We start from the raw sequence: 24,794 nt of genomic DNA, 5'->3' as shown, positions 1-24,794 counted from the left end.
TTTCATTAGTCTCAATATTAATAATAACTTTACATTTAAAAGAGAATTTTATGAATAAAGAGTTTTTAAATCAAATCATAAGAGAACGTCGTGCCATATTTCCTTCTCAATATAATGATAAACCTGTTTCAAAAGAGTTTATAAAGATTTTATTAGAAAACGCGAATTGGGCACCAACGCATCGATTAACGGAACCTTGGCGTTTTAAAGTTATGCAGGGAGAAACGAAAGATCGTTTAGGAACTTTTTTATCTGATACATATACTGATATTACTCCAGAGAAAAGCTTTTCGCCTTTTAAGCATAAAAAGATTAAGAATAAGTGCACAGCTGCTAGTGCGATTATTGTAATATGTATGCAGCGAGATCCCAAAGAGAGGGTTCCTGAATGGGAAGAAATTGCAGCTACCGCAATGGCGGTTCAGAATATGTGGCTTACTTGTGCAGCTAATAAAGTTGGTTGCTATTGGAGTAGTCCCGCATTGATAAAATATATGAATGAGTTTTTAGAATTTGAAGAAGGAGAACGTTGTTTAGGTTTTTTGTATTTAGGAAATTATGATACTGACGAAGTGATAAGTTCTAAACGAAATTCTATTGAGGAAAAGGTAGAATGGCACGATTAAAAATAAAAAACCATCCGCCTCAGGCGGATGGTTTTTACGTTATATATACTGCTTGTATATTACTGCTTTTTTAATGCATCAGTGGCTTTATTAGCACCTTCTTTTACTGCATCAGCACCTTCTTTTACAACTTCTTTTGCAGCATCAACTGCTTCACCAGCAGCATCTTTCGCATCTTCTACTGCTTCACCAGCAGCATCTTTTACATCTTCTACTGCTTCTTTTGCATCTTCTACTGCTTCACTAGCAGCTTCTTTTGCTTCTTCCACAGCTTCTTTTGCTTCTTCTTTTACTTCTTCAGCTGCTTCTTTTACTTCTTCCACAGCATCATTGGCAGCTTCTTCTGTTTTTTTCGTATCCCTACAAGAGGTTACCGAAACTGCTAACATTAGAGCAATTGCTCCTAAAAATAATCTTTTCATAATTGATAGATTTAGTTAATTGGGTTATTGAACGCCAAATTTAACATTTTATTTTATATCTCGTTTTTTTCTATTAAGTATTTCCAATAACGCTTGGGAAGATGCTGTATATGTAGTTTTGAATTTTTTCTAGACCTAATATTAACACTGTTAAAATAGGTTTGCCAAAGCTTCTGGAAATCTAACTCATTATCAGCATAATTTTCTTTCTGAATGTTTGTTTTTAGTTTTGAAAAAAAGTCTAAGGTTATTATGTCTACTTTATCAAGGTCATAATATATTCCATAGGATCGCTTAATATCATAGATTAGCCATTTTTGATCCGCGTATCGATCTTTGAAATGGTATATCAATAATGGTAAAACATTAAAATCAGGCTCTACAGTTGAAATAAAAATATCATCTTTTGTTCGTTGGAACCGAACAAAAGCCTCCATTCGATGTTTTTCCCTTCCTACCATTTTGGCTACTTGACTTATTTTAAGAATATCTTTATTACTGTAATCAATAAGAGTAGAATTAGCTGTATTGAATATATTCTTAATATAACATAGAAGAGTGTTTTCTACTCCTTTAATTTCGCTTAGAAAAGCTTTGAAAAGAACTTTTTGTTGCGAGGATGGAATTTTAGTTTTTATACCCTTCCATACCCGACTAGATTTTGTTTCATCCGTAATAATTTGTTCTGAAATTGTAAATAATTGATTATTTGATTCAGATTCTTTTCTAATAATTGGAGAGATTATTTTCTGTTCATATACTGTAAATACACATGTTAAAAATCCATCAAAACTTCCGTCGTATAATAAAATTGTCTGTGGATTCATGTCTGTATTTATTAGAAAAGACTCAATTGGTTCTTAAAATACTTAGTGTGTTTACTTTTGGAATTTTTTAGAATAATATTCTTTAATGTTAGCGGTGTTACATCTTTGTGATAGAAATCTTTAGAGTTGCAGGTAATAAAGTATTTTGCTCTGTTTAATGCTATTCCTATTGCTTTAAGATGTGTCCAATCTAATTTTCTGAATTTTCTTGCTTGCAATATTTTTGAAACTGATTGCATTCCAATTCCGGGTATTCTAGCTAAAATACTTTTGTCCGCTATGTTGATATCAACAGGGAAAAAATCCAAATTGCGTAATGCCCAACTTAATTTAGGATCAATATCAAGTGCTAAGTTTTTATATTGGTCATTTAATAATTCGTTTACAGAGAATCCATAGAATCTTAATAACCAATCGGTTTGATACAATCGGTTTTCTCTAAGAATAGGTACTTCGGTTTGTAAAGATGGTAAACGATTATCAGTAATTACCGGAACATAACCAGAATAATATACTCTTCGCATGTTGAACTTTTTATAATAGTAAGTGGCAGAATACATAATGTCCTTATCGCTTTCTCCGGTAGCACCTATGATCATTTGAGTACTTTGTCCTGCAGGAGCGTATCTAGGAGTATTTTTTATAATTTTTCGTTCTGATTTATATTGAAGGATTTCATTTTTTACCTTTCGCATAGGTTTCATGAAATCTTCGTGTTTTTTATCTGGTGCTAAAAGCTTAAGCCCTGATATAGTAGGGATTTCTATATTAACACTAAGACGATCCGCATACAATCCAGCTTCTCTCATAAGTTCATCGCTAGTGCCTGGAATCGATTTTAAATGAATATATCCGTTGAAATTTTCTTCTAATCGAAGTTTTTTGGCAACTGCAACTAATCGTTCCATCGTGTAATCGGAATTCTTAAAGATTCCTGAGCTAAGAAACAATCCTTCTATATAATTTCGGCGATAGAAGTTAATAGTAAGATCAACAACTTCCTGTATTTTGAATGCCGCCCTTTTTATGTCATTACTTTTTCTGGTAACACAATATGCGCAGTCAAAAATACAATGATTGGTAAGTAGAATTTTTAGTAAAGATACGCAGCGACCATCTTCGGTATAACTATGGCATATACCCATTCCTGTATTATTACCTAAACCTTTGTTGGTGTTTTCTCGTTTTCCTCCACTACTTGCACAGGATACATCGTACTTAGCTGCGTCTGCTAGAATCGAGAGCTTTTCACGCGTTCTCTCAAACGACATATCGACTTCTATTGGATAGTTTGATTTGATGTTTTAAGGCTCTGAAAATTTCTTCGATATCTACTAAAATTTGATAATCAGTAAAACGTAATACTGTGATCCCTAAAGAATGAATGTGCAACTTTTTTGGAGTATCCTGACTATAGACTTCTGAGAACTCGTGTGCATACCCATCAATCTCTAAGGCAATTTTTAATGAAGGACAATAAAAATCAAAAGTATAATTATTAATCTTATAGTTCCTTTTAAAGAAAAATCCTTTTTCCCTTAAACGTTTATAAAGTTCCTCTGTAGCAGGAATTGAATTGTTTAATGAATATCTAATAGTTTTTTCTGATTCTGGTTGGTGTAAAACAATTTGTGGTGTCATATGGATTTAGTTAACTAGTAATTTTTCCAAATTTATGGAAATATTCCAATAAAATAAAAATGAAACTGTGTTAAAATTGGAAATATTCCAAAAAAGAGTATATTTGTTACATAATTATCCCAAATCAGAGTAACAGAAATGTATACTAATTTATAAATCAAAGTTGTATGGATAATTTAACTAACCAAACCATTCAACGCTTTAAATCGATCCGTGAGGAAAATCATTTTACACAATCTGATTTTGCTAGAGTTCTGAATATTAAGAATTCTACTGCGGATATAGAAAGAGGGAAAACGAAAATTTCGGGAAAAGTTGTTTCCAAATTACTTCAGGAATTTGGAGTAAATCCTCTTTGGTTGTTTGGCGAAAGTGAGCAAAAGAGAATACAGTTACATAATGGTGATGTTGCACCAAAAGTAGTTACTGTAGATTCAGAAAATAATGAGAATATAGTTCTTGTTAATGTAAAGGCAGCAGCTGGTTATCCGCATAATGTTCAGGATGTGGATTGGTATCAGCAATTACCTGCTTTTGATATTCCTCTTCCGGAATATAGAAATGCTACTTATAGAGGTTTTCAGGTAGAAGGTGATAGTATGTTACCTGTTTTAGAGCCCAAAGAATGGGTTATAGGAAGAGCAGTAAATAATCTTTCCGAGTTACGAAGTAATGCACTTTATGTAGTAGTATTGCAGGATAGCGTAGTGGTAAAAAAAGTCAGGAAAAATGAAGATTCTTCTATATTAACATTGATTTCTTTAAATATTGACTATTTACCATATACTATTCAAACACATCAGGTTGTGGAGGTTTGGGAAGTGAATAGTAAATTAAGCTTTAATATTGACGCTAATTCTGATGCAGCAAGTATTAAGCAATTACAAGATGCAATGTTAACGCTTACCTCAGAAGTTAGAAGTTTGAAAAACTAAGTGATAAATCCATGTTTTCTGGCATGTTCTTCAGCTTCTTGTGATGAATGAACAAGAAGGATGGGGGTAGTTGTAAAAGAATTTATGATTTTCTTGATTCTTTTTTCTTTTCTTTCGTGATTTACACTTCTCAGGTAGATTGCTAAAATTCTGTTCGGATGTTTTATTGCAATATCGGTATAGATGTCTGCGTCTTTTTCTCCACTATCTCCAATAAGAATAAATTTTAAATTGGGATATATTTTTATAAGATTTAAAATTTCGGATTGTTTATGAGGTGCTACAGGTTTAGGTGTTTTATCAAAGGGTGTTCTAAAATCTCTTAACAAAATAGGACCTTCAGGAAAGTTGTGTTTTTTGAGAAAAGCTGTTAGGTAATCATATAAATTCCAAGGACTATTACTAACATAAAATATGGGATTAACAGGTGAAGTGTTTTTGCCTAGTTTTAATTCTTGATAGAATTGAACGGTTCCTTCCAGAGGCAATCGTCTGTCAAAATTTTTAAAAAAAGTATTTGCAATCACTCTCCATTTGAAAAACGAAGCAACTCCAGTATGTAAAATTGTATCATCAATATCACTTATGACACCGTATGAAGCCTTCATAGAAGGTGTTAACATTTTTCCTTCAAATATGTTATCCTGTATGATCCTTTTACTATTACTTTTGTAGGAAACAATATAGGGTGTCCATTCTTCTTTATTTGTTAATTCAAGAGGGTTTGATAAAAGCTCATCAAAATTATAGTATCCTTCTGAGTCGGTGGTTGTAGAGAATTTTTGGCCATTTGATAGTTTTAGTTCAATGTGCGCTTTTTTTATTTCATCACTTTCAAACTGTTTAAATATATTGTATAATGTTCTAAGAATCCCTGTGTTACCATCAAAATTAATGTTTTCGTCTTCTAAAGCTCTGCCGGTAGCTCTTAATCTGGTTGTTGTACCATATCCTAGATAAGAATTAATTCGTAATGGTTTTTTTTTAAACATAGATTTTTCTTAAAGTATAAAGATAAAAAACCCCGCTAATTAGCGAGGCTCTTTATTAAATAGCTTTTGATAATTATTTTATAGAGGCTCTAATTTCTTCAATTTTAATTTTCACTTCTTCTTCTGTGCCTTTTAATTTTTTAGTTTCTACAGAAGTATTGCCATTTTCAGTCTTTGTAATAGTAACTTCGGCATTCGCTAAGTCCCCATTCATATTCATCTTAACTTCAATTTGTTTTTCAACAGGGTTAGAAGATGATTTAGTCTCTATAACTTCTATTTCATTAGTCGCTACAGCTGTTTCAGAAGTGTGACCGCCAAGAATTGGAGCAATTACAAGTCCGATAAGACATGTTAATTTGATTAGTATGTTCATAGATGGTCCTGAAGTATCTTTGAAAGGATCCCCAACTGTATCACCAGTCACGGCAGCTTTATGAGCATCAGAACCTTTATACGTCATCTCTCCATTAATCTCTACGCCAGCTTCAAATGATTTTTTTGCATTATCCCAGGCTCCACCTGCATTATTTTGGAATATTGCCCATAAAACACCAGATACAGTTACCCCTGCCATATATCCTCCTAGCATTTCGGCAATTGCTAAGGTGTTCATTCCGAATAATAATGGAACAAATGCTATTACTAAAGGAAATCCAATAGTTAGTAGTCCAGGTAACATCATTTCCTTTAAGGAAGCTTGTGTCGAAATTGCAACACACTTATCATATTCAGGTTTTCCTGTACCTTCCATAATTCCTGGGATGTCTCTAAACTGACGACGTACTTCCTGCACCATTTCCATTGCTGCTTTCCCAACGGCATTCATTGCTAAGGCAGAAAATACTACGGGTACCATTCCTCCGACAAATAACATTGCTAATACTGGCGCTTTAAAAATATTGATTCCATCTATCCCTGTAAAGGTTACATAAGCGGCAAATAATGCTAAAGATGTTAATGCAGCAGAAGCAATCGCAAATCCTTTTCCTGTTGCAGCCGTTGTGTTTCCAACTGAATCTAATATATCAGTACGTTCTCTTACGATTGGTTCTTGTTCGCTCATTTCTGCAATTCCTCCAGCATTATCCGATATTGGTCCAAATGCGTCAATTGCCAATTGCATAGCTGTTGTTGCCATCATAGCAGAAGCCGCTAATGCTACTCCATAAAATCCTGCAAATGCATAAGAGGCCCAGATAGCTCCTGCAAATAATAATACAGAAGGGAAGGTGGAAATCATACCGGTTGCCAAACCTGCTATAATATTGGTTCCGGCACCTGTGCTTGATTGTTGTACAATTTTAAGGATTGGAGATTTACCTAATCCTGTGTAGTACTCAGTTACTGATGATATTACAGCTCCAACTACTAGACCAACAAGTGTTGCATAAAATACGCGCATTGCAGAAATCTCTATAAGTCCTTCTCCAAAGAACTCCATTTTCATTGTTTCCGGAAGCATCCACTTACACAAAGCAAAACAAGCTACCGCTACCAATATAATTGATGTCCAATTACCAACATTAAGTGCTCCCATTACTTGAGCTTCTTTAGCATCATTGCTTTTGATTTTTACCAACATGGTACCAATAACAGAGATGATAATTCCTGCACCAGCAATTGCCATAGGTAATAAGATTGGGCCAATACCTCCAAAAAGATCAGAGATTGCACCTCCCATATCCTTGATCACGTAGTTTCCAAGTACCATTGCGGCTAATACAGTTGCCACATAAGAACCGAATAAATCAGCACCCATACCTGCAACATCTCCAACATTATCTCCAACATTATCTGCAATTGTAGCAGGATTACGTGGGTCGTCTTCAGGAATACCCGCTTCGACTTTACCTACTAAATCTGCTCCTACATCAGCTGCTTTCGTATAGATACCTCCACCTACACGAGCAAATAGAGCAATAGATTCAGCTCCCAAAGAGAATCCGGCTAAAGTCTCAAGGACAATAGTCATATCCATTGTGTTGGTCCATTCTCCACCCATAAAAAAGTGAAAAAAGAATATGAAGAAAGCGGTCAAGCCTAATACAGCTAAACCTGCAACACCAAGTCCCATTACAGTACCTCCTCCAAAAGAAATTTTAAGTGCATTTGGTAAACTAGTACGAGCGGCTTGCGTTGTTCTTACATTAGTTTTTGTAGCTATTTTCATTCCTATATTACCTGCAAAAGCAGAGAAAACAGCTCCGAATATAAAAGCAATTACAATTAACCAATGAGTAGTAGGTACTACAAAAGAAACAATTGTTAGTAATACACTAACTATCAACACAAATATCGCAAGTAATTTGTACTCCGCATTTAAAAAAGCTAAGGCTCCTTCGTATATATGATCTGAAATTTCTTTCATTTTACCATCACCAGCATCTTGTTTCATTACCCAAGATTTTTTAACTAGCATATAAATAAGCCCTAATATTGCCAAAACAATTGGCATATAAATCATATTTGATTCCATTAAATGTGTTTTTAGTTAATTAGTGGCTAAATGTAGTAAAATAAAGCTAAAAAGAAAAAGCGCAATATTTCTAAGAAAATATTGCGCTTTTATTTATTTTTTGTATATAACTTTAGTAAATGCTAAATAAACCTTCGGGTCTATTTGGCATATCCTCAAAACGTTTTACACAGTCTTTGATGATTTGTTTAGCTTCATCTATATTACCCCATCCGCCAACATCAACTTTCTTTTTCTCAAGATCTTTATAAACCTGGAAAAAGTGTTCTATTTCTTTTATTAAATGTGGATTCATTTCTTTTAGGTCAGCTAATCGACTGGCAATCGGATCAGCAACTGGTACACAGATAATTTTTTCATCTGGACCTTTTTCATCTGCCATATGGAAAACACCTATTGGTTTTACTTCCATTACACATCCAGGAAATGTAGGTTCTGTTACTAATACTAAAACATCTAATGGGTCTCCATCCAATGCTAAAGTTTCTGGTATAAATCCATAATCTGCAGGATACATCATAGAAGAAAAAATCATGCGATCATATCGGATCTTTTTTATATCAAAATCGTATTCATATTTATTACGACTTCCTTTTGGTATTTCGATTAGTACATCGAAACTTTCGCGAGTTGCTGCGCTCATATTCTTGTTCTCATTTTTATGGGCGGCAAATATAAGTATTACAAGGGGTTGGTTAAAATTTATAGCTAAAAATAATAGGTTTATACATTAAATTTTAATGTTATGGTAACCTATAAGCTTTTCGTAAAATATATTTGGTAACTTTTTAGGAAGAAATCACTAATAATTAATCATAGATAAATTAAGATTTACTGATTGATTTTAGAAATAGAAACCAAAAGAGCCCGTAACTCCAAAATCACGAGCATCAGGATTATCAAAGTAATTTCCTCTAAAATGGAAGTCTATCCTAAAGATTTTAAAGATGTTTCCAACACCAACACTATATTCCCAATATATTTCATCATCAGGAGCTCCTACGGTTTGTAAAAAGCCAGAAGCATCCAGAGCGATATTTTCATCAGATAGTTCTCCCCATACTCCTCGAACACCAACAAGTTCACGTAAGTTTAATTTTCTAAGTAATGGAATTCTAGAAAAAATTCTTCCATTGAAGTTATGTTCAATATGAACTGCAGCATAGGTGTCTGTCACAAACTCATAAAAGTTCAATAATGGGAATGTGTTCTGAATTGATAAATATGTTTGGTTACCAGGTACTACGCTTAATAATCCAAGTGGAACTTCTCCAAAAGTTTTTCCTACTTCTAAAGAACTGTTCAGAACTCCAAATCCACCAATATTCCAGGGTTGACGATAGAAAAATTGAAGTTTTTGATATTCAAAATCACTTTCTAATATGTGATCTAAACCTAAAGAATAATTAAGGAATAATTGAGCAAAGTCGCCATCATTAACAGTAACTCTATCTACACCATATCCAGTAGTTTTTCTTTTTGGGTAGTATGCAAGCGAAGTCGAAATTTCTGCTTGTTTTATTTCTGATCTAATCTCACCAGTATCAGGATCAACAAAATCTAAACTAAATAAATTGCCATCTGCGGGTTTTAATGTCCTAAAAGATCCTGTAACTCCAAGAGTAAAGTTCTTTCTGGGTTCTATTTGCATAGAAAATGCAGATAGGTTAATAGAAGTTAATCTACTGTTATCTCCAGTCGCCACAATAGAAGAAGATGCTAAACTTCTCCCTTCTACATCATTAGTATTGGTAAGACTGGCTCCGAGTTGTTCCACATCTCTTCGATTCCCGGCAGAAACAATTAGTCTGGATTTTCGGTCTACAAGATATTTTCCCGACAATCCATATTTAAACTTGTTATCTCTAAAACCATATGCACCATATCCTTCTATTCTCCATCGATCATTTGCTGTGAAATATGTTCTACCTCCAGCTCTTAATCTAAAACCTTCTATGGTGTTATAACCAACGGTAGAAAATAATGGACCAAAATCCCAACCGTTAAATTCTACGTAACCTGTAGCTAATATGGTTCCAATGTTATATAATCTTTTAAATGCTTTAACCGTTTTTAACGTGTCTAAAAGTTTATATACCTTTTGTTCATCTTTGTTTAAGTCTTCCATTCTGGCATTTGTCCAAAATGAATCATCTCGATTATAAATTTCTTGATTATAAGGATCTACTTGACTCTGATAGAACTTCCTGCCTTTTTTCTGGTCAAATTTGTAGTTATCAAAAAGGGTAGTTCTTTTACCATATACTCCTCTAGATTTTTCTTTTTTATTAAAGGCAAAATCTGATTGAAAGTAATCCTTTGTAATTAAAAATATAGAATCGTTAAGAACATCAAACTCCTGTTCAATATATAGATCTTTTACCCAATTTATGTTGGCACTTTTGGTTACTTCTAGATTGATTTCTTTAATTGCCCAGGTTGTGTCATTTACCCAAAAATCTCCTTTAAATGTTAGTTCATTTTTTCTTCTTGGATAATAGATAATGTTATAACACCATTTATCACCGATGTAAGCACTATCAGAAAGCACATAGTTATATACGTTTATTCCGGTTCTGGATAATGGGCTTGTAAAACTTTTGTCAAAGAACTTTAGATAATTATCATAGATATCATAATCAGAATATAAGTCTTTTACAAAAGCAATCAGTGTTTGGTTGTCACTAAAGCCGGCATTTTTGTTTCCTTTAAGAACTTCTTTAAGTTCGTTAAGTTCATTATCACCATATACTTTGGATATAGCTTCATTTAAAAAAATAGGGAGGTATGTTTTTCCTGTTATTCTAGAAGTGTCAATGTCTTCAAAAATAAACTCCATACCATTAAAAATTCTGCTATTTACTAATGCGCTATCGATCGTGTTAAGGTCAAACTCTAACTTTTCATACTTATCGTAATTGTATTGCTTGAATTTCTTAACACCATTTTCTCTTCGGTTGTCCCAAATTTTACGAAGGATATCTATCGCTGGATTATTTTTTTTAGAGGTTTTACCTTTGTAAATAACGACTTCGTCTAGAGAAGCTGCTTCTTCTTCCAAAACAACCTCCATATTGTAAGTAGTACGTTTAGAAAGCTTTATTGTTTTTGTTTCAAAACCAATGAAAGAAACTTTAATACTATTGTGGTTTTGTTCAGATTCCATATAGAATTTACCATTTTCATCCGTGATGGTTCCTATTGTAGAATTTACAAAAACAATGTTTGCGAAAGGGACAGCTTGTTTGTTACTGTCATATACATGACCACTTACTTTGGTCTGTCCGAAAATGAAAGAGTTACTAAAAACAAAAAATACAAACCCTAAAACCCAATATCTCATCTAATATTTTTAAATAATTATGATTTAACATCATTAGACCGGTTTTTTTTGATTGAAATAATTCAATCTGTTTTAAATCAAAAAAGGAACATTTAAGCCCTCTTTTTTTTGATATTAGTTACCGGTACTAAAATTTAATGCTGTTTAATCAATCTAAATGTTGTTGTTTTTTTATCTAAAACACATCAATACAAAAATACCCTACCTTCTAATCCCGCAAATTTAAAAATGTTTTGTTTTAAACTTTAATAAGAAGTTTAAAACAAAACATTTTTAAATATAATTCTAGTATTTCAAAGTACCCTTAAGTATTAATGTTTATAAATTAAACATAGTTTTATCAAATTCCGAGCCAATATTAGTAAAAAACGGTTTAAAATCTGAAAACTATATAAACACAAAGAAAAGGGTTCCTTTTATTTATACATTACTTTTTTGACAGCTTTAACAACATCTTGACTATTTGGTAACCATTGTTCAAGTAAAACAGGAGAATATGGAGTAGGGGTATCCGCCGTATTTATTTTTATAATTGGAGCGTCCAAATAATCAAAAATAGTAGACTGAACTTGATATGTGATTTCTGACGCAATATTTGCAAGAGGCCACGCTTCTTCAAGTATAACCAAGCGATTTGTCTTTTTTACTGAGGTGAAAATGGCGTCTAGATCAAGAGGGCGAACTGTTCTTAGGTCAATAATTTCACAAGATATATTTTCCTTTGCAAGCTCGTCTGCAGCTTTATAAGCTTCTTTAATTATTTTCCCGAAGGAAATAATAGTTACATCATTACCTTCTCTTTTGGTTTCTGCTACACCAAGAGGAATTGTATACTCTCCTTCTGGTACTTCACCTTTATCCCCATACATTTGCTCACTTTCCATAAAAATAACAGGATCGTTATCACGAATAGCAGATTTTAATAATCCTTTAGCATCTTTAGGATTAGACGGAATAACGACCTTCAATCCAGGAGTATTAGCAAACCAATTCTCAAATGCTTGTGAATGTGTAGCACCTAATTGACCCGCAGAAGCTGTAGGACCTCTAAAAACTATTGGAATGTTAAACTGACCGCCACTCATCTGACGCATTTTCGCAGCGTTGTTGATAATTTGATCAATACCAACTAATGAAAAGTTAAATGTCATATATTCTACAATAGGACGATTGCCATTCATAGCGCTCCCTATTGCTATTCCAGAAAAGCCTAATTCAGAAATAGGTGTATCAATAACCCTGTCTGATCCGAACTCGTCAAGCATTCCTTTACTGGCTTTGTAAGCTCCATTATACTCAGCCACTTCTTCACCCATTAAGTAAATAGACTCATCTCTGCGCATTTCTTCGCTCATTGCTTCGCAAATTGCTTCTCTGAATTGTATCGTTTTCATTTATAAAATAATTATTTTTGTGCTACTCGAAAGGCAAAAGTAGCAATTAATACCCTTTACTGATCATTGAAAATTGAAAAATTTACTATGCATGCATAGTAAATTCGACATTTTATTTGTACTTTCGCTTTTATTATTAAATTCTCAAAAAATACCTATATAAAATGAAGATATTAGTTTGTATTAGCCATGTGCCAGACACTACTTCTAAAATTAATTTTACAGAAGGTGACACTAAGTTTGACACAAATGGAGTACAGTTTGTAATTAATCCTAATGATGAGTTCGGATTAACCCGTGCTATGTGGTTTAAGGAAAAGCAAGGTGCGTCTGTTGATGTAGTAAATGTTGGTGGAGCAGAAACAGAGCCTACTCTAAGAAAAGCGCTAGCAATCGGAGCAGATAATGCGATTAGAGTAAATACAGAAGCTACTGATGGTTTTTATGTAGCCAAGCAATTAGCAAGAGTAGTACAGGATGGAGGTTATGATCTTGTAATTGCAGGAAGAGAGTCTATTGACTACAATGGTGGTATGGTGCCAGGAATGTTAGCTGCTCTAACAGGAGCTAATTTTGTGAACACTTGTATTGGATTAGAAGTAGAAGGAGATACAGCTACTGCTGTTCGCGAGATTGATGGAGGAAAAGAAACTTCTACAACAAAATTACCACTTGTTGTTGGTGGTCAAAAAGGTTTAGTAGAAGAAAGTGATCTTCGTATTCCTAATATGAGAGGAATTATGATGGCGCGTAAAAAACCACTAACTGTTGTAGAAGCAGTTGAAAGTGCTCCAGAAACAAAGGCGGTTAAATTCGAGAAACCAGCTCCAAAAGGTGAAGTAACTTTAGTTTCTCCGGATAATGTAGGTCAATTAGTAGAGTTATTACATAACGAAGCTAAAGCAATATAATAATATAAACGAACACCTATTAATTATAGGTTCAGTATAAAAAAATAGTATATATGTCAGTTTTAGTATACACAGAAAGTGAAGGAGGAAAGTTTAAAAAAGCAGCCTTCGAAGTAGCGTCTTATGCAAAAGAGGTTGCTAATATGCTTGGTACTACAGTTACCGCGGTTAGTGTTAATGCCGATGATAGTAGTGAACTTGGGAACTACGGTGTAGATAAAGTTTTAGAGATTAAAAATGAGAAACTAACTACTTTTAATGCAAAAGCGTATGCCGATTCATTAAAACAAGCTGCTGATAAAGAAGCGGCAAAAGTGGTAGTGGTGAGTTCTAGTGCGGATAGCAAGTTTTTAGCATCTCTTTTAGCCGTGCATCTTAATGCCGGATATGCTTCTAATGTAGTTGCATTACCAGAAAGTGCTTCTCCTTTTACTGTAAAGCGAACAGCTTTTACAAATAAAGCATTTAACATTACTGAGATCTCAACAGATGTTAAAGTTATAGGATTGTCAAACAATGCTTTTGGACTTAAAGAAGTTTCAGGAGCTGCCACTGCTGAAGGATTTGAACCTTCTTTATCCGATGAAGATTTTACAGTGAATGTAACTTCAGTAGATAAAGCTACTGATAAAGTTTCTATAGCAGATGCAGAAGTTGTAGTTTCAGGAGGAAGAGGTCTTAAAGGACCAGAGAACTGGGGAATGATAGAGGAACTTGCGGATGTTCTTGGTGCTGCGACAGCTTGCTCTAAACCAGTTAGTGATATGGGGTGGAGACCTCACGGAGAACACGTTGGTCAAACAGGAAAACCTGTGGCAACTAACTTGTATATCGCTGTAGGAATTTCAGGAGCTATTCAGCATCTAGCAGGTATTAATTCCAGTAAGGTGAAAGTAGTTATTAATAATGATCCAGAAGCGCCGTTCTTTAAGGCTGCAGATTATGGTATTGTTGGTGATGCCTTTGAGGTAGTACCTCAGTTAATCGAAAAATTAAAGGAATTTAAGGCGAATAACGCATAATTTTCATAAATTGTGCCCAATCAAGGGCTGTTTGAACTCAGGTAAAGTCCATTTGTTCAAACAGCCTTTTTTTTATTGAAAATTACTATGAGTTTAGTTCGTCTGAACATAAAAGGAATATCGTACAGTCAAACCCAAAATGGTGCTTATGCACTAATTTTAAGTGAGGTAGATGGAGAAAGAAAATTACCAATTGTCATTGGTGCATTCGAAGCACAATCAATAGCAATAGCGTTAGAGAAGGAGATTAAACCTCCGCGTCCATTAACTCATGATTTATTTAAAAACTTTGCAGATCGATTCGATGTGGTTGTTAAGCAAGTAATTATACATAAACTGGTAGATGGCGTTTTTTATTCCAGTATTATTTGTGAACGTGATAAAATCGAAGAGATTATCGATGCTAGAACTAGTGACGCGATCGCTTTAGCATTACGTTTTCAAGCACCTATATTTACCTACAAGAACATTTTAGACCAAGCAGGAATTTATTTAAAAGTAAATCCTAAAAAAGATGATGAAGACGATCCAGAAAGTCTGTTGGTAGATGAATTGGTTTCTGATGATGTGGAAATGGTGGGTAAGGAAACAAGTTATCAGGATTTATCTCTTGAAGAACTTAATCGTATGCTTGAGCAAGCTGTGGCTAATGAAGACTATGAATTAGCAGCAAGAATCAGAGATGAAATTTCAAAACGTGGTTAAATTTTAATCACTTTCACCACATATTTCGAAATATTATAATGTTACTTCTATTTTTATGAAAAAAGGACTATTATCTTTCCTGTTGTCATTATTTACTTTTACTATAATCTCAGCTCAATCCATTGAGAAAAAGTGGATCCTAGAAAGTGTTAAAGGGGCATCTGAAAATACTTTTCAGGTTGGTAAGAAAGATTATTTACATCTGGATCAGGGTTTATTTTCTTATTCATTTAATAACGAATTAGAAAGACTAAATGGTGATTACGTAACACAAAATAAGGTGTTACTTTTTTTTCCAGAAAAAGCAGAAGATTCTATTATAAAATATAAAATAAGGAGCATTACCGATTCTACATTGGTTTTGTCAAAAAAAGATCTTGAATACTCCCTTGTTGTTAAAAAGGAAATAGCCGAAGTAACTCCTGTAGTAGCAAATAATGAACTGATTCCAAATCAAGGTTTTTCTTTTACGAGCTTTTGGAGAGGTGTTTTAGGGATGTTAACGTTATTGATAATTGCATTTTTATTTAGTAGTAATAAAAAAGCTATTAATTGGAAAACGGTTGGATTAGGTGTCGGATTTCAATTAATTATCGCTATTGGAGTTTTAAGAGTACCTTTTGTTCAAACTATATTTGAGTGGGTTGGCGGTCTTTTTGTTAGTGTTTTAGATTTTACTAGAGCGGGGAGTAAATTTCTATTTGAAGGTTTAGTTGTAGACATGGATACCTTTGGTTTTATATTCGCTTTTCAAGTATTACCAACTATTATATTCTTTTCTGCTTTAACTTCCTTGCTGTTTTATTTAGGTATTATTCAAAAAGTAGTGAAAGGCTTAGCTTGGTTATTGACCAAAGCACTAAAGATATCTGGAGCAGAAAGTTTAAGTGTTGCCGGTAATATCTTTTTAGGACAAACAGAGGCGCCTCTATTAATTAAAGCGTATTTGGAAAAGATGAATAAGTCTGAAATGCTATTGGTTATGATTGGCGGAATGGCGACTGTTGCAGGAGCTGTGTTGGCAGCCTATATAGGGTTTTTAGGAGGAGACGATCCAGTTTTAAGATTACAATTTGCAAAACACCTATTAGCAGCATCAGTAATGGCAGCTCCAGGAGCAATTGTTATTTCTAAAATACTATTCCCGCAAATAGAAGAAATTAACACGGATGTACATGTTTCTTCAGAAAAAATAGGATCTAATATTTTAGATGCTATAGCAAACGGAACAACTGAAGGCTTAAAACTAGCTGTAAATGTTGGAGCGATGTTATTAGTGTTTGTGGCCTTTATTGCCATGCTAAATGGTATATTAAATTGGGTTGGCGATATTACTTCTATAAACGTTTGGATAGCATCAAATACGGTTTATCAAGGCTTGTCTCTTGAGCTTATTTTGGGTTATCTTTTTTCGCCATTAATGTGGCTAATCGGAGTTGCTAAAGAAGATATAGCATTAATGGGTCAACTCTTAGGGATAAAACTAGCGGCTAGTGAGTTTGTCGGTTATATACAATTAGCAGATTTAAAAAATGTAGCAAATGTAACGCATTTAACCTATAACAAATCCGTTATTATGGCTACTTATATGTTATGTGGATTTGCAAACTTTGCATCAATAGGAATCCAAATTGGTGGGATTGGCTCGCTTGCTCCAGGACAACGAAAAACATTATCAGAGTTTGGAATAAAAGCACTAATCGGAGGAACCATCGCTTCGTTATTATCAGCTACAATAGCAGGAATGATTATTGGATAAAAATCTTAGATTTTTTTTATAAGATATTCATTTATGAAATAGGTTTTACAACTATTTCATAATCTACATATTAATAGATATCTGGAAACCTATTTTTTGTATATTTGACAGGAATTAGTATTTATTTAACAAACCCAAAAGAAAGTTAAGAAGGGAATATGAAGCAATATCTTGATCTAGTACGTCACGTACTGGAAAATGGCAATGAAAAAGGAGATCGAACTGGAACGGGAACTAAAAGTGTTTTTGGTTATCAAATGCGTTTTGATCTAAGCGAGGGCTTTCCAATGGTTACTACAAAGAAACTACATCTTAAATCAATTATTTATGAGTTGTTGTGGTTTCTGAATGGAGATACTAATGTTAAGTATTTACAAGAGAATGGAGTTCGTATTTGGAATGAATGGGCAGATGAAAATGGAGATCTCGGACCTGTTTATGGGCACCAATGGCGTAATTGGAATGGTGATGAAATAGATCAGATTAAAGAAATTGTAGATGCTTTAAAGAATAACCCTAACAGTAGAAGAATGTTAGTGTCGGCTTGGAACCCTAGTGTTTTACCAGATACTTCAAAATCTTTTTCTGAAAATGTGGCCAATGGAAAAGCAGCATTGCCTCCATGTCACGCTTTTTTTCAGTTCTATGTTGCGGATGGAAAACTATCTTGTCAACTATATCAAAGAAGCGCTGATATATTTCTTGGGGTACCATTCAATATTGCTTCTTACGCTTTATTTACAATGATGATGGCACAAGTATGTGGATATGAAGCTGGAGAATTTATACATACCTTTGGAGATGCGCATATATATAATAACCATATAGAACAATTAGAATTACAGTTATCCAGAACTCCAAAAAAATTACCAACCATAAGGATTAATCCTGAGGTGAAAAATATTTTTGGCTTCGTTTTTGATGACTTCATATTGGAAGACTATAATCCGCATCCTCATATAAAGGGTGCAGTTGCAGTTTAACCCCCAAAACTTAAACTGATTTTTATGATGAAAAAACTACTACTTATTGTAACAATTTTATGCTCAACTTTTTTGTTTGCTCAGGATAATATTATTCTGTCTAAGGAGAATGCAAATGAAAAAGGAATTACACCGATGTGGCCTAAGTGTGAGGATTCCAGACAAGGTCCACTTAAATGTTTTGATAATAATTTGAGAAATCACATTATTAGAAATTTTAGATATCCCGAAATTGCCGAAAAAGATGGATTAGAGGGGACCGTTACTGTAGAGTTTATAATAAATAATAAAGGTAAACCTGAGGTAATAGATGTAAAAGGAGCTCATAGATATCTTCAGAGAGAAGCCGTTAGAATTATAAGGGCAATTCCTAAGATGAAACCTGGTAAATGGGGTAAAAAGCCCATTGCAGTTGCTTATGAAGTGCCAATTACTTTTATTAAACCAAAATAAATATTTGGAGTTTTTTAACATTGGATTAACTCTGATGTAAAGTAGTGACAAGATAAAAATGATTAAATTTGAGTGTATTCGTAAATCGAATACACTCTTTTTTTATGGTAATAACTGATAATTTACTTTCTTCTTTGTTAGAGACTAGAGCTCATTCAGAAGAAATTTGTGCTTCACTTCAGACAGAAGATTACGTGGTTCAACCTATAGTAGATGTTTCTCCTCCAAAATGGCACTTAGGGCATACAACTTGGTTTTTTGAAGAGTTTATCCTCTCTAAATATAAAAAGGACTATTCTCGATTTCATGATAATTTTGCGTACGTTTTTAATAGTTATTATGAAAGTATTGGTAAACGTGTGATAAGAACTAATAGAGGAAACCTTTCTAGACCTACGGTTAGTGAAGTATACGAGTATAGAGATTACGTAACTAACAATTTGCACGCTTTATTAGAGGAGGTGGATACTAAAGAAATTAGATCTCTTGTAGAGATAGGTATCCATCATGAGAAACAACATCAGGAATTATTACTTACGGATATTAAGTACATATTAGGAAATAATCCATTATTGCCTAAGTATAATGATGCTTTTAACGAAAACCCTAAGATGCTATCTTCCTCAGGGTATCATGCAATGAGCGAAGGAGTATATGAGATTGGTTATAAAGGAGATAACTTTTGTTATGATAATGAATTAGGAGTTCATAAAGTGTTTTTGGAAGAATATAGTATAGCTAAAAGTCTTGTGACAAATAAAGAGTATTTAGAATTTATTGATGATGGCGGTTATAAAAATAGTCTTTTATGGCACGCAGAAGCTTGGGATTGGATCAAGAATAATTATATAAAAACACCTTTATACTGGCATGAAATTGATGAGGAGTATTATCAATATACATTAAGAGGATTGACCCCCTTGGATCTTAATGCTCCAATAACACACATATCTTATTATGAAGCATTTGCCTTTTCCCAATGGAAAGGAGAACGTATTCCCACAGAATTTGAATGGGAAGCAGCACAACAATTTTTTGATTGGGGAGCAAGATGGGAATGGACAGAAAGTGCTTATCTACCTTACCCTAATTATTCCAAAGCTCCTGGAGCCCTTGGTGAGTATAATGGCAAGTTTATGGTTAATCAAAAAGTACTTCGAGGAGGTTCTATAGCTACTCCTAAAAATCATACAAGACCAACCTATCGTAATTTTTTTCACCCTCAGCTAAGATGGCAATTTAATGGATTGCGATTAGTAAAAAATAAATAATCCCGATACATGAATTCAAAAGATCAAAACGTATTAACCTGTACTTTCGGTAAAGAAGTGCACGAAGGTCTAACGACTTTTCCTAAATATTTATCTTCTAAATTCTTTTATGATGAAGTAGGAGATAAGCTTTTTCAGAAGATAATGGATTTACCTGAATACTATCTTACTAATGCAGAATATGATATTTTTCAATTACATAAGACTGATATTTTGCAAAGTTTCGATACCAATAAAGAAGGTTTTGATCTTGTAGAGTTGGGTGCTGGAGATGGTAAAAAAACAAAGGTATTGCTAAACGAATTACTTGATAAAAAATATGCGGTTACCTATCATCCGATAGATATTAGTGAAAATGCTGTTGATGGATTAGTTAAAAATCTTTTTAAGGAATTACCTAGCCTTAAAGTACAGGGACAGATAGGAGAGTATTTTGAAGTTTTAGATAGGTTAAAAGATATTAGTGACCGTAAAAAAGTGATTATGGTCTTAGGATCGAATATAGGCAATCTATTGCATCCAAGAGCTATTCAGTTTTTGAAAAAATTGAATGCCGTAATGCATCCGGATGATCTTATATTTATGGGTTTTGATCAAAAGAAACATCCGCAGAAAGTTTTGGATGCCTATAACGACAAATCTGGTGTGACTGCAGCATTTAATAAAAATGTTTTGTCAAGAATCAATAAAGAACTTGAAGGAAATTTCGATTTGGATTCTTTTATCCATTGGGAGGTATACGATCCAGAAACCGGAACAGCTAAAAGTTATCTTGTTAGTACAAAAAAACAAACGGTAGATATAGATTGTTTGTCCTTGCAAGTACATTTTGAAGCTTGGGAAAGTATTCATACTGAGATTTCTCAGAAATATGATGATGATACAGTTAAGTGGTTAGCAGAAGAGTCAGGATTTAAGATTACAGGCGCTTTTACTGATGAAAATGAGTATTATAAAAACTATGTGTTTAAAAAATCTGAATAGATTTTGATTAAAAAAATAAAACTATGAAAGCAATTTGGAATAATGAGATTATAGCAGAAAGCAATGATATAAAGGTGATTGAAAATAATCATTATTTCCCGCCAGAGGCGATTAAAAAAGAATTTTTTAAATCAAGTGAAACACACACTAATTGCCCTTGGAAAGGAGTTGCATCGTACTATACGGTTACCGTAAACGGTAAAGAAAATATGGATGCTGCTTGGTATTATCCGGAGACTAGTGATTTAGCTAAGCAAATAAAAGGATATGTAGCGTTCTGGAAAGGTATTGAGGTCGTAGAATAATAGCTACAACCTCAATTTTTTTCTTTATTAAAGTACGAGTAAACTATTCTCTGCAGCAGCAAAATCATTCCACTGATATCCATCAGCTTCAGTTTCGTTAGTCCATTGCCCGTCTACAACGTATTTAAATTCGAACTTTTGGTCTTTCGGTAGATTTAAAGTTCCTTTAAACGTACCGTTTTTTAACTTCTTTAATACAGTAGCTTCGGTATTCCACTGATTAAATTCTCCTGCTACACAAACATTAGTAGCTTCTTTAGCTGGAACGGAAAAGGTTACTTTGCAAATAGGTTTTGATTTTAAGTATTGCTTGGTTATTGCCATGGTTTCAGTTTATAATTAATTCTCAGTTAATAAAATTTAAGTGAAATTAACACAAAACATCAAAACACAAAAGAGGAAACGGTCAGATTTTCAATAATTTAATCAACAATTAACAGTTAAATGTTAACGATAACGATGTAGTTATTATTCTAAAATTCTAATGCTACAATATTCTATTGCGTTTTGATGTTTTGTGATTTTAATTTGGCTAGATTTATCACTAGTGTTTAACCATGAATTTTATATTTTGAGTTCCTTTTTTCAGGTATTTAGCTGATAATATGTAAAGACCATTGGACAGACCAGATATTTCAATATTGTTTTTTTCGGTTGCTAATTTCTGAGTATCAATTGTCATCTGTTTTCTTCCTTGTAAATCATAGATGTTGATTGCTACAATTTTATTGGCATTGTTTTGGGATGTTAGAATAGATATTTTATTACTCACAGGGTTAGGAAATAGTTTTATTTCCTCTTCATCATTAGTAATAACAAAGTCTCTGTTTAATGGACTATCATTTACATCAATTAATTTCCATTTGGTACAATTGCCTGTATACCCTTGAGATACTTGTGTGATTGGAATAGATTCATCAATGATTGCAGAGCATCCTTGCGATCTTATCCAGCTACTTGTTTGTCTATTTTGGATTCTAAAATATCCTTCTTCATCTGTTGCTACTAATTTCCACTGTTCGCACCATCCAAAAGAACCTGGACTTACTTGCACTATTTCAATAGAATCATTAGAAGTGTTACTACAATCTTTTGGTCGGTATCTTCCATTCGTTGCTTTATTTTGTAGAAAGTAATATCCATCATCGGTAGGAATAAATTCAAACATTGTGCAGTTTCCTGTATTATTAGTAGAAGTGACAACTAATGGAATGGTTTCGCTATAATCATTAGAACATCCTTTTGTTCTTATCCATTGTTTGGTAGCTTTATTTTCTAACCTCCATAGTACTCCACTAATATCTATTTCTGTGTCATTGTTTATAGCGCTAATATTTATTTCTTGAAGATCATCAAAACGACTATTCCAATTTTCATTTTCTGGAACTATATAAGATAACCATTTATAATCGTTATCCGCTATTGGTATATTTTCATTTACTACAACTTCAATTTCTATACTATCTGTTCCTGGAGGAACTGTAGTGATCGCGACACCATAGTTGGTCCACGGGGCTCTATTAAGTTGTAGAGAAAGAATGATATCTCTAGTTGCCGATGCTGAATACTCTAAATTTATTATTCCAGTATCACCGGGAGAAACTACGTCAGGACCATCTATCGATATGATTTCATCGTTTATTTCATTTTGTGACCACCATAAATTACCAAAATTTTCTATTTGAGAGAAGTCACGAGGTTTAACCCATGTTGCATAAATTGAACCAATAACATTTTCTACACCTTGAGAAGCAGTTTGCCATTGGTTGAAATTAAGATCGACATCAGCATCATAAAATGCGCCTACAATTTGTTTAAAACCTAAATCAGAGAAAAACTTAAGCGACTTTGTACCTTTATCGACAATCTTTTGGCCTTCCCACCAGGTTGCTAGTATAACTTTATTGGGATCCACGGTTACCCAAGATTGATCTAATGTGTTGTTAACTTGATAATAGTCAGCAATAGCATTATGTTCAGGATCGATCATATCACTCCAAAAATAATACGTCGCATCCGGTGCGACTTCAAAAAGGTCATCGAAAGCACGCTCTATACTGGTTGCTAAGGCAGCACCAGAATTTCCTATTTGTGTGTCTAATGGTTCCCATCCACCTGTTCTTATTTCCGAATAGTTGAGCATAAATCCATCTGGTTGAAAATCATTATAAAGTTTTTGATGTATTGTACGCATTCTGGTGTATATCTCGGGATGATTCCAAGAAGCAGATATTTGTCCGCTTGCAGTTGGAAGCCCATGATATCCGTTTATTTTTACGATATCACCTTCTTTTATGTTAGCAGAATTATTTATTATTATTTTAGGAGCTAAATGTTGAGTATCAAATGCGCCAGGAAACCCGGAGATGCCTAATTGATCATCTTTTATTGGTGTAACATCAGACCCAAACGAAAGCGTTTGACCATTACTGTGTTTTAAAGATTTTGGTAAATCTTCTCGATTTAACCAGTTAAGAGCAGGAGAATCAATAACTTCTATATCGTCCCACCAAATAGTCCCTTGTTGACCTCCAAAAACTGCTAATGCTAGATTAACTTGTGTCGCATTTAAGCTATTAAATGCAATACGAACTTCTTCCCAACCAACCGTAGTTAGATTATTGGATCCATTATAATATTTTCTTCCTCCATTATCGTTAGGGAGAGATAAATGTAAATTTGTTAAAGTACGCTCCCTGTTATTCTCATCTCTTATAAGAGCCGCTAGGTTTCTAGCAGTTAAATTCTCAGTTTTAATCCAAAACTTCAATGTATATTGATGAAATGGCTTAACATCAAAAACTGTAAAAATTCTTGAATCTTCATTGTTAACTGCTTCTGCTCTAAAAGATGCATTACCACTTTTTTTAATAATTGTATCAATAAAAGTACGTTCTCCTATTGCATCTTGGAATCCCCATTGAAGAACTTCATTTCCATCAAAATTTTCAAAATCTCCATTAACTAGATTAGAAGACTTAATAGGAATAAGCTCTCCATTTAAGGCTTGTAATTCTTGTTCTTCAATTGGATAGCCAGTAGTTAAATTGGGATCAGAAGCTATTAATGAACCAGCAAAACCCATAGTAATAGTAATGAAATGTAGTTTCATTCCTCTTTCTTTAATTCCATCTACTAATACTTGAATCCTTTCGTCCCATCTCGATCCTGCTGTTCCATTAAGGCCATAAGAGTTTAATTTAGAATCTGAATATAATACAGTATTGGCTCCCGCTGCTTTCGCTCTATCTATATAAACGAATAAATCTTCAGGAGTATCTACTACTAGATTAGCAGACATATGTAGCACTTTGTCTTCTTGACCTACTACCTTAGCAATTATATTATTCGAATTATTATTAGGTATAGGTACTTCTTGTGAGTTACTTAAAAAAGTGATTAATAAGAATAGAGATGTGAGAAATAAGTTGAGTTTTTTCATGACATTTTTTGTGTTTACGATTTAAGAAAATTGGGTAATCTATTGGTTATATTGTTATAACAAGAAAGATACTTCTTTGCTTCTATATATTTGGATACCAAAACAATATTTGGTGAATACCAATTTGTAGTTATCTGTTATGATTTTGTGGTTGGTAATTAATCAATAACAACTGCTTAGATATTCTAAAAATTATGCCATTTTTGAGATCTTAGTAGAAATCACTTATTGTATATTTTGATAGTATGACTATTGTGCTATTTTTCTACATGTACTGTAGAAATAATATACTCTTTTGAG

The 24,794-nt window shown here is 33.4% G+C and carries 22 protein-coding genes; 11 read left to right on the top strand and 11 right to left on the bottom strand.

The window, feature by feature from the left end:
* Positions 1-50 precede the first annotated feature (50 nt).
* Positions 51-626 (top strand): nitroreductase, encoded by a 576-nt coding sequence (locus Q0829_RS07765; RefSeq protein WP_298541611.1) that lies wholly within the window; start codon positions 51-53, stop codon positions 624-626.
* A 59-nt stretch (positions 627-685) separates the two neighbouring features.
* On the opposite strand, the gene Q0829_RS07760 is transcribed toward Q0829_RS07765, so the two are convergent.
* The 4 genes from Q0829_RS07760 to Q0829_RS07745 are packed head-to-tail and all read right to left on the bottom strand — an operon-like array spanning position 686 to position 3,516.
* Positions 686-1,048 carry a hypothetical protein gene (locus Q0829_RS07760; RefSeq protein ID WP_298541610.1) on the bottom strand — a complete coding sequence of 121 codons (363 nt, stop codon included), beginning with the start codon at positions 1,046-1,048 and terminating at the stop codon, positions 686-688.
* A 53-nt stretch (positions 1,049-1,101) separates the two neighbouring features.
* Positions 1,102-1,875: a TIGR03915 family putative DNA repair protein gene (locus tag Q0829_RS07755; protein WP_298541609.1), complete on the bottom strand. Its 774-nt coding sequence runs from the start codon at positions 1,873-1,875 to the stop codon at positions 1,102-1,104.
* 11 nt (positions 1,876-1,886) lie between these two features.
* Positions 1,887-3,146 (bottom strand): putative DNA modification/repair radical SAM protein, encoded by a 1,260-nt coding sequence (locus Q0829_RS07750; RefSeq protein ID WP_298541608.1) that lies wholly within the window; start codon positions 3,144-3,146, stop codon positions 1,887-1,889.
* On the bottom strand, positions 3,136-3,516 hold the full coding sequence (locus Q0829_RS07745) for a DUF559 domain-containing protein (RefSeq protein ID WP_298541607.1): 381 nt from the start codon (positions 3,514-3,516) through the stop codon (positions 3,136-3,138). The genes Q0829_RS07750 and Q0829_RS07745 overlap by 11 nt, the downstream gene beginning before the upstream one ends.
* 167 nt (positions 3,517-3,683) lie before the next feature.
* On the opposite strand from Q0829_RS07745, the gene Q0829_RS07740 reads away from it, so the two are divergent.
* Positions 3,684-4,451 carry an XRE family transcriptional regulator gene (locus Q0829_RS07740; protein ID WP_298541606.1) on the top strand — a complete coding sequence of 256 codons (768 nt, stop codon included), beginning with the start codon at positions 3,684-3,686 and terminating at the stop codon, positions 4,449-4,451.
* Here Q0829_RS07740 and Q0829_RS07735 read toward each other — a convergent pair.
* From Q0829_RS07735 to Q0829_RS07715, 5 genes are all read right to left on the bottom strand, one after another.
* The gene (locus Q0829_RS07735; protein WP_298541605.1) at positions 4,448-5,443 is read right to left on the bottom strand and encodes a phosphatase domain-containing protein; all 996 of its coding nucleotides are present in this window, start codon (positions 5,441-5,443) and stop codon (positions 4,448-4,450) included. The genes Q0829_RS07740 and Q0829_RS07735 overlap by 4 nt on opposite strands.
* A gap of 73 nt (positions 5,444-5,516) precedes the next feature.
* Positions 5,517-7,922 (bottom strand): sodium-translocating pyrophosphatase, encoded by a 2,406-nt coding sequence (locus Q0829_RS07730; protein ID WP_298541604.1) that lies wholly within the window; start codon positions 7,920-7,922, stop codon positions 5,517-5,519.
* A 112-nt stretch (positions 7,923-8,034) separates the two neighbouring features.
* A complete protein-coding gene (locus tag Q0829_RS07725) occupies positions 8,035-8,565 on the bottom strand; it encodes an inorganic diphosphatase (RefSeq protein WP_298541603.1) in 531 nt (176 codons plus the stop codon).
* A 201-nt stretch (positions 8,566-8,766) separates the two neighbouring features.
* Positions 8,767-11,265, bottom strand: a complete 2,499-nt coding sequence (locus tag Q0829_RS07720) for a DUF5686 and carboxypeptidase-like regulatory domain-containing protein (RefSeq protein WP_298541602.1) — start codon at positions 11,263-11,265, stop codon at positions 8,767-8,769.
* A 416-nt stretch (positions 11,266-11,681) separates the two neighbouring features.
* Positions 11,682-12,659 (bottom strand): pyruvate dehydrogenase complex E1 component subunit beta, encoded by a 978-nt coding sequence (locus Q0829_RS07715; protein WP_298541601.1) that lies wholly within the window; start codon positions 12,657-12,659, stop codon positions 11,682-11,684.
* Positions 12,660-12,823: 164 nt separating this feature from the next.
* Between Q0829_RS07715 and Q0829_RS07710 the strand changes: the two genes are divergently transcribed.
* From Q0829_RS07710 to Q0829_RS07670, 9 genes are all read left to right on the top strand, one after another.
* Positions 12,824-13,570, top strand: coding sequence for an electron transfer flavoprotein subunit beta/FixA family protein (locus tag Q0829_RS07710; protein WP_298541600.1), 747 nt, complete (start codon positions 12,824-12,826; stop codon positions 13,568-13,570).
* A gap of 53 nt (positions 13,571-13,623) precedes the next feature.
* The gene (locus Q0829_RS07705; protein WP_298541599.1) at positions 13,624-14,592 is read left to right on the top strand and encodes an electron transfer flavoprotein subunit alpha/FixB family protein; all 969 of its coding nucleotides are present in this window, start codon (positions 13,624-13,626) and stop codon (positions 14,590-14,592) included.
* Between the two features lie 87 nt (positions 14,593-14,679).
* Positions 14,680-15,297 (top strand): bifunctional nuclease family protein, encoded by a 618-nt coding sequence (locus tag Q0829_RS07700; protein WP_298541598.1) that lies wholly within the window; start codon positions 14,680-14,682, stop codon positions 15,295-15,297.
* 55 nt (positions 15,298-15,352) lie between these two features.
* The gene (locus Q0829_RS07695) at positions 15,353-17,056 is read left to right on the top strand and encodes a nucleoside transporter C-terminal domain-containing protein (protein ID WP_298541597.1); all 1,704 of its coding nucleotides are present in this window, start codon (positions 15,353-15,355) and stop codon (positions 17,054-17,056) included.
* Between the two features lie 158 nt (positions 17,057-17,214).
* Positions 17,215-18,039 carry a thymidylate synthase gene (locus Q0829_RS07690; RefSeq protein WP_298541596.1) on the top strand — a complete coding sequence of 275 codons (825 nt, stop codon included), beginning with the start codon at positions 17,215-17,217 and terminating at the stop codon, positions 18,037-18,039.
* A 27-nt stretch (positions 18,040-18,066) separates the two neighbouring features.
* Positions 18,067-18,492, top strand: coding sequence for an energy transducer TonB (locus Q0829_RS07685; protein WP_298541595.1), 426 nt, complete (start codon positions 18,067-18,069; stop codon positions 18,490-18,492).
* A 104-nt stretch (positions 18,493-18,596) separates the two neighbouring features.
* On the top strand, positions 18,597-19,763 hold the full coding sequence (gene egtB, locus Q0829_RS07680) for an ergothioneine biosynthesis protein EgtB (RefSeq protein WP_298541594.1): 1,167 nt from the start codon (positions 18,597-18,599) through the stop codon (positions 19,761-19,763).
* 9 nt (positions 19,764-19,772) lie between these two features.
* A complete protein-coding gene (locus Q0829_RS07675) occupies positions 19,773-20,747 on the top strand; it encodes an L-histidine N(alpha)-methyltransferase (protein ID WP_298541593.1) in 975 nt (324 codons plus the stop codon).
* Positions 20,748-20,770: 23 nt separating this feature from the next.
* Positions 20,771-21,052: a DUF427 domain-containing protein gene (locus Q0829_RS07670; RefSeq protein WP_298541592.1), complete on the top strand. Its 282-nt coding sequence runs from the start codon at positions 20,771-20,773 to the stop codon at positions 21,050-21,052.
* Positions 21,053-21,079: 27 nt separating this feature from the next.
* Here the strand turns inward: Q0829_RS07670 and Q0829_RS07665 are convergent, their stop codons facing one another.
* A complete protein-coding gene (locus Q0829_RS07665) occupies positions 21,080-21,376 on the bottom strand; it encodes an isoamylase early set domain-containing protein (protein ID WP_298541591.1) in 297 nt (98 codons plus the stop codon).
* 220 nt (positions 21,377-21,596) lie between these two features.
* Positions 21,597-24,494 (bottom strand): T9SS type A sorting domain-containing protein, encoded by a 2,898-nt coding sequence (locus Q0829_RS07660; protein ID WP_298541590.1) that lies wholly within the window; start codon positions 24,492-24,494, stop codon positions 21,597-21,599.
* Positions 24,495-24,794 lie beyond the last annotated feature (300 nt).

This window comes from uncultured Aquimarina sp., assembly GCF_947492405.1.
Taxonomy (GTDB): Bacteria; Bacteroidota; Bacteroidia; order Flavobacteriales; family Flavobacteriaceae; genus Aquimarina.
Note: the sequence above shows the minus strand (reverse complement) of the source record. Positions and strands in the feature narration are given on the sequence as shown.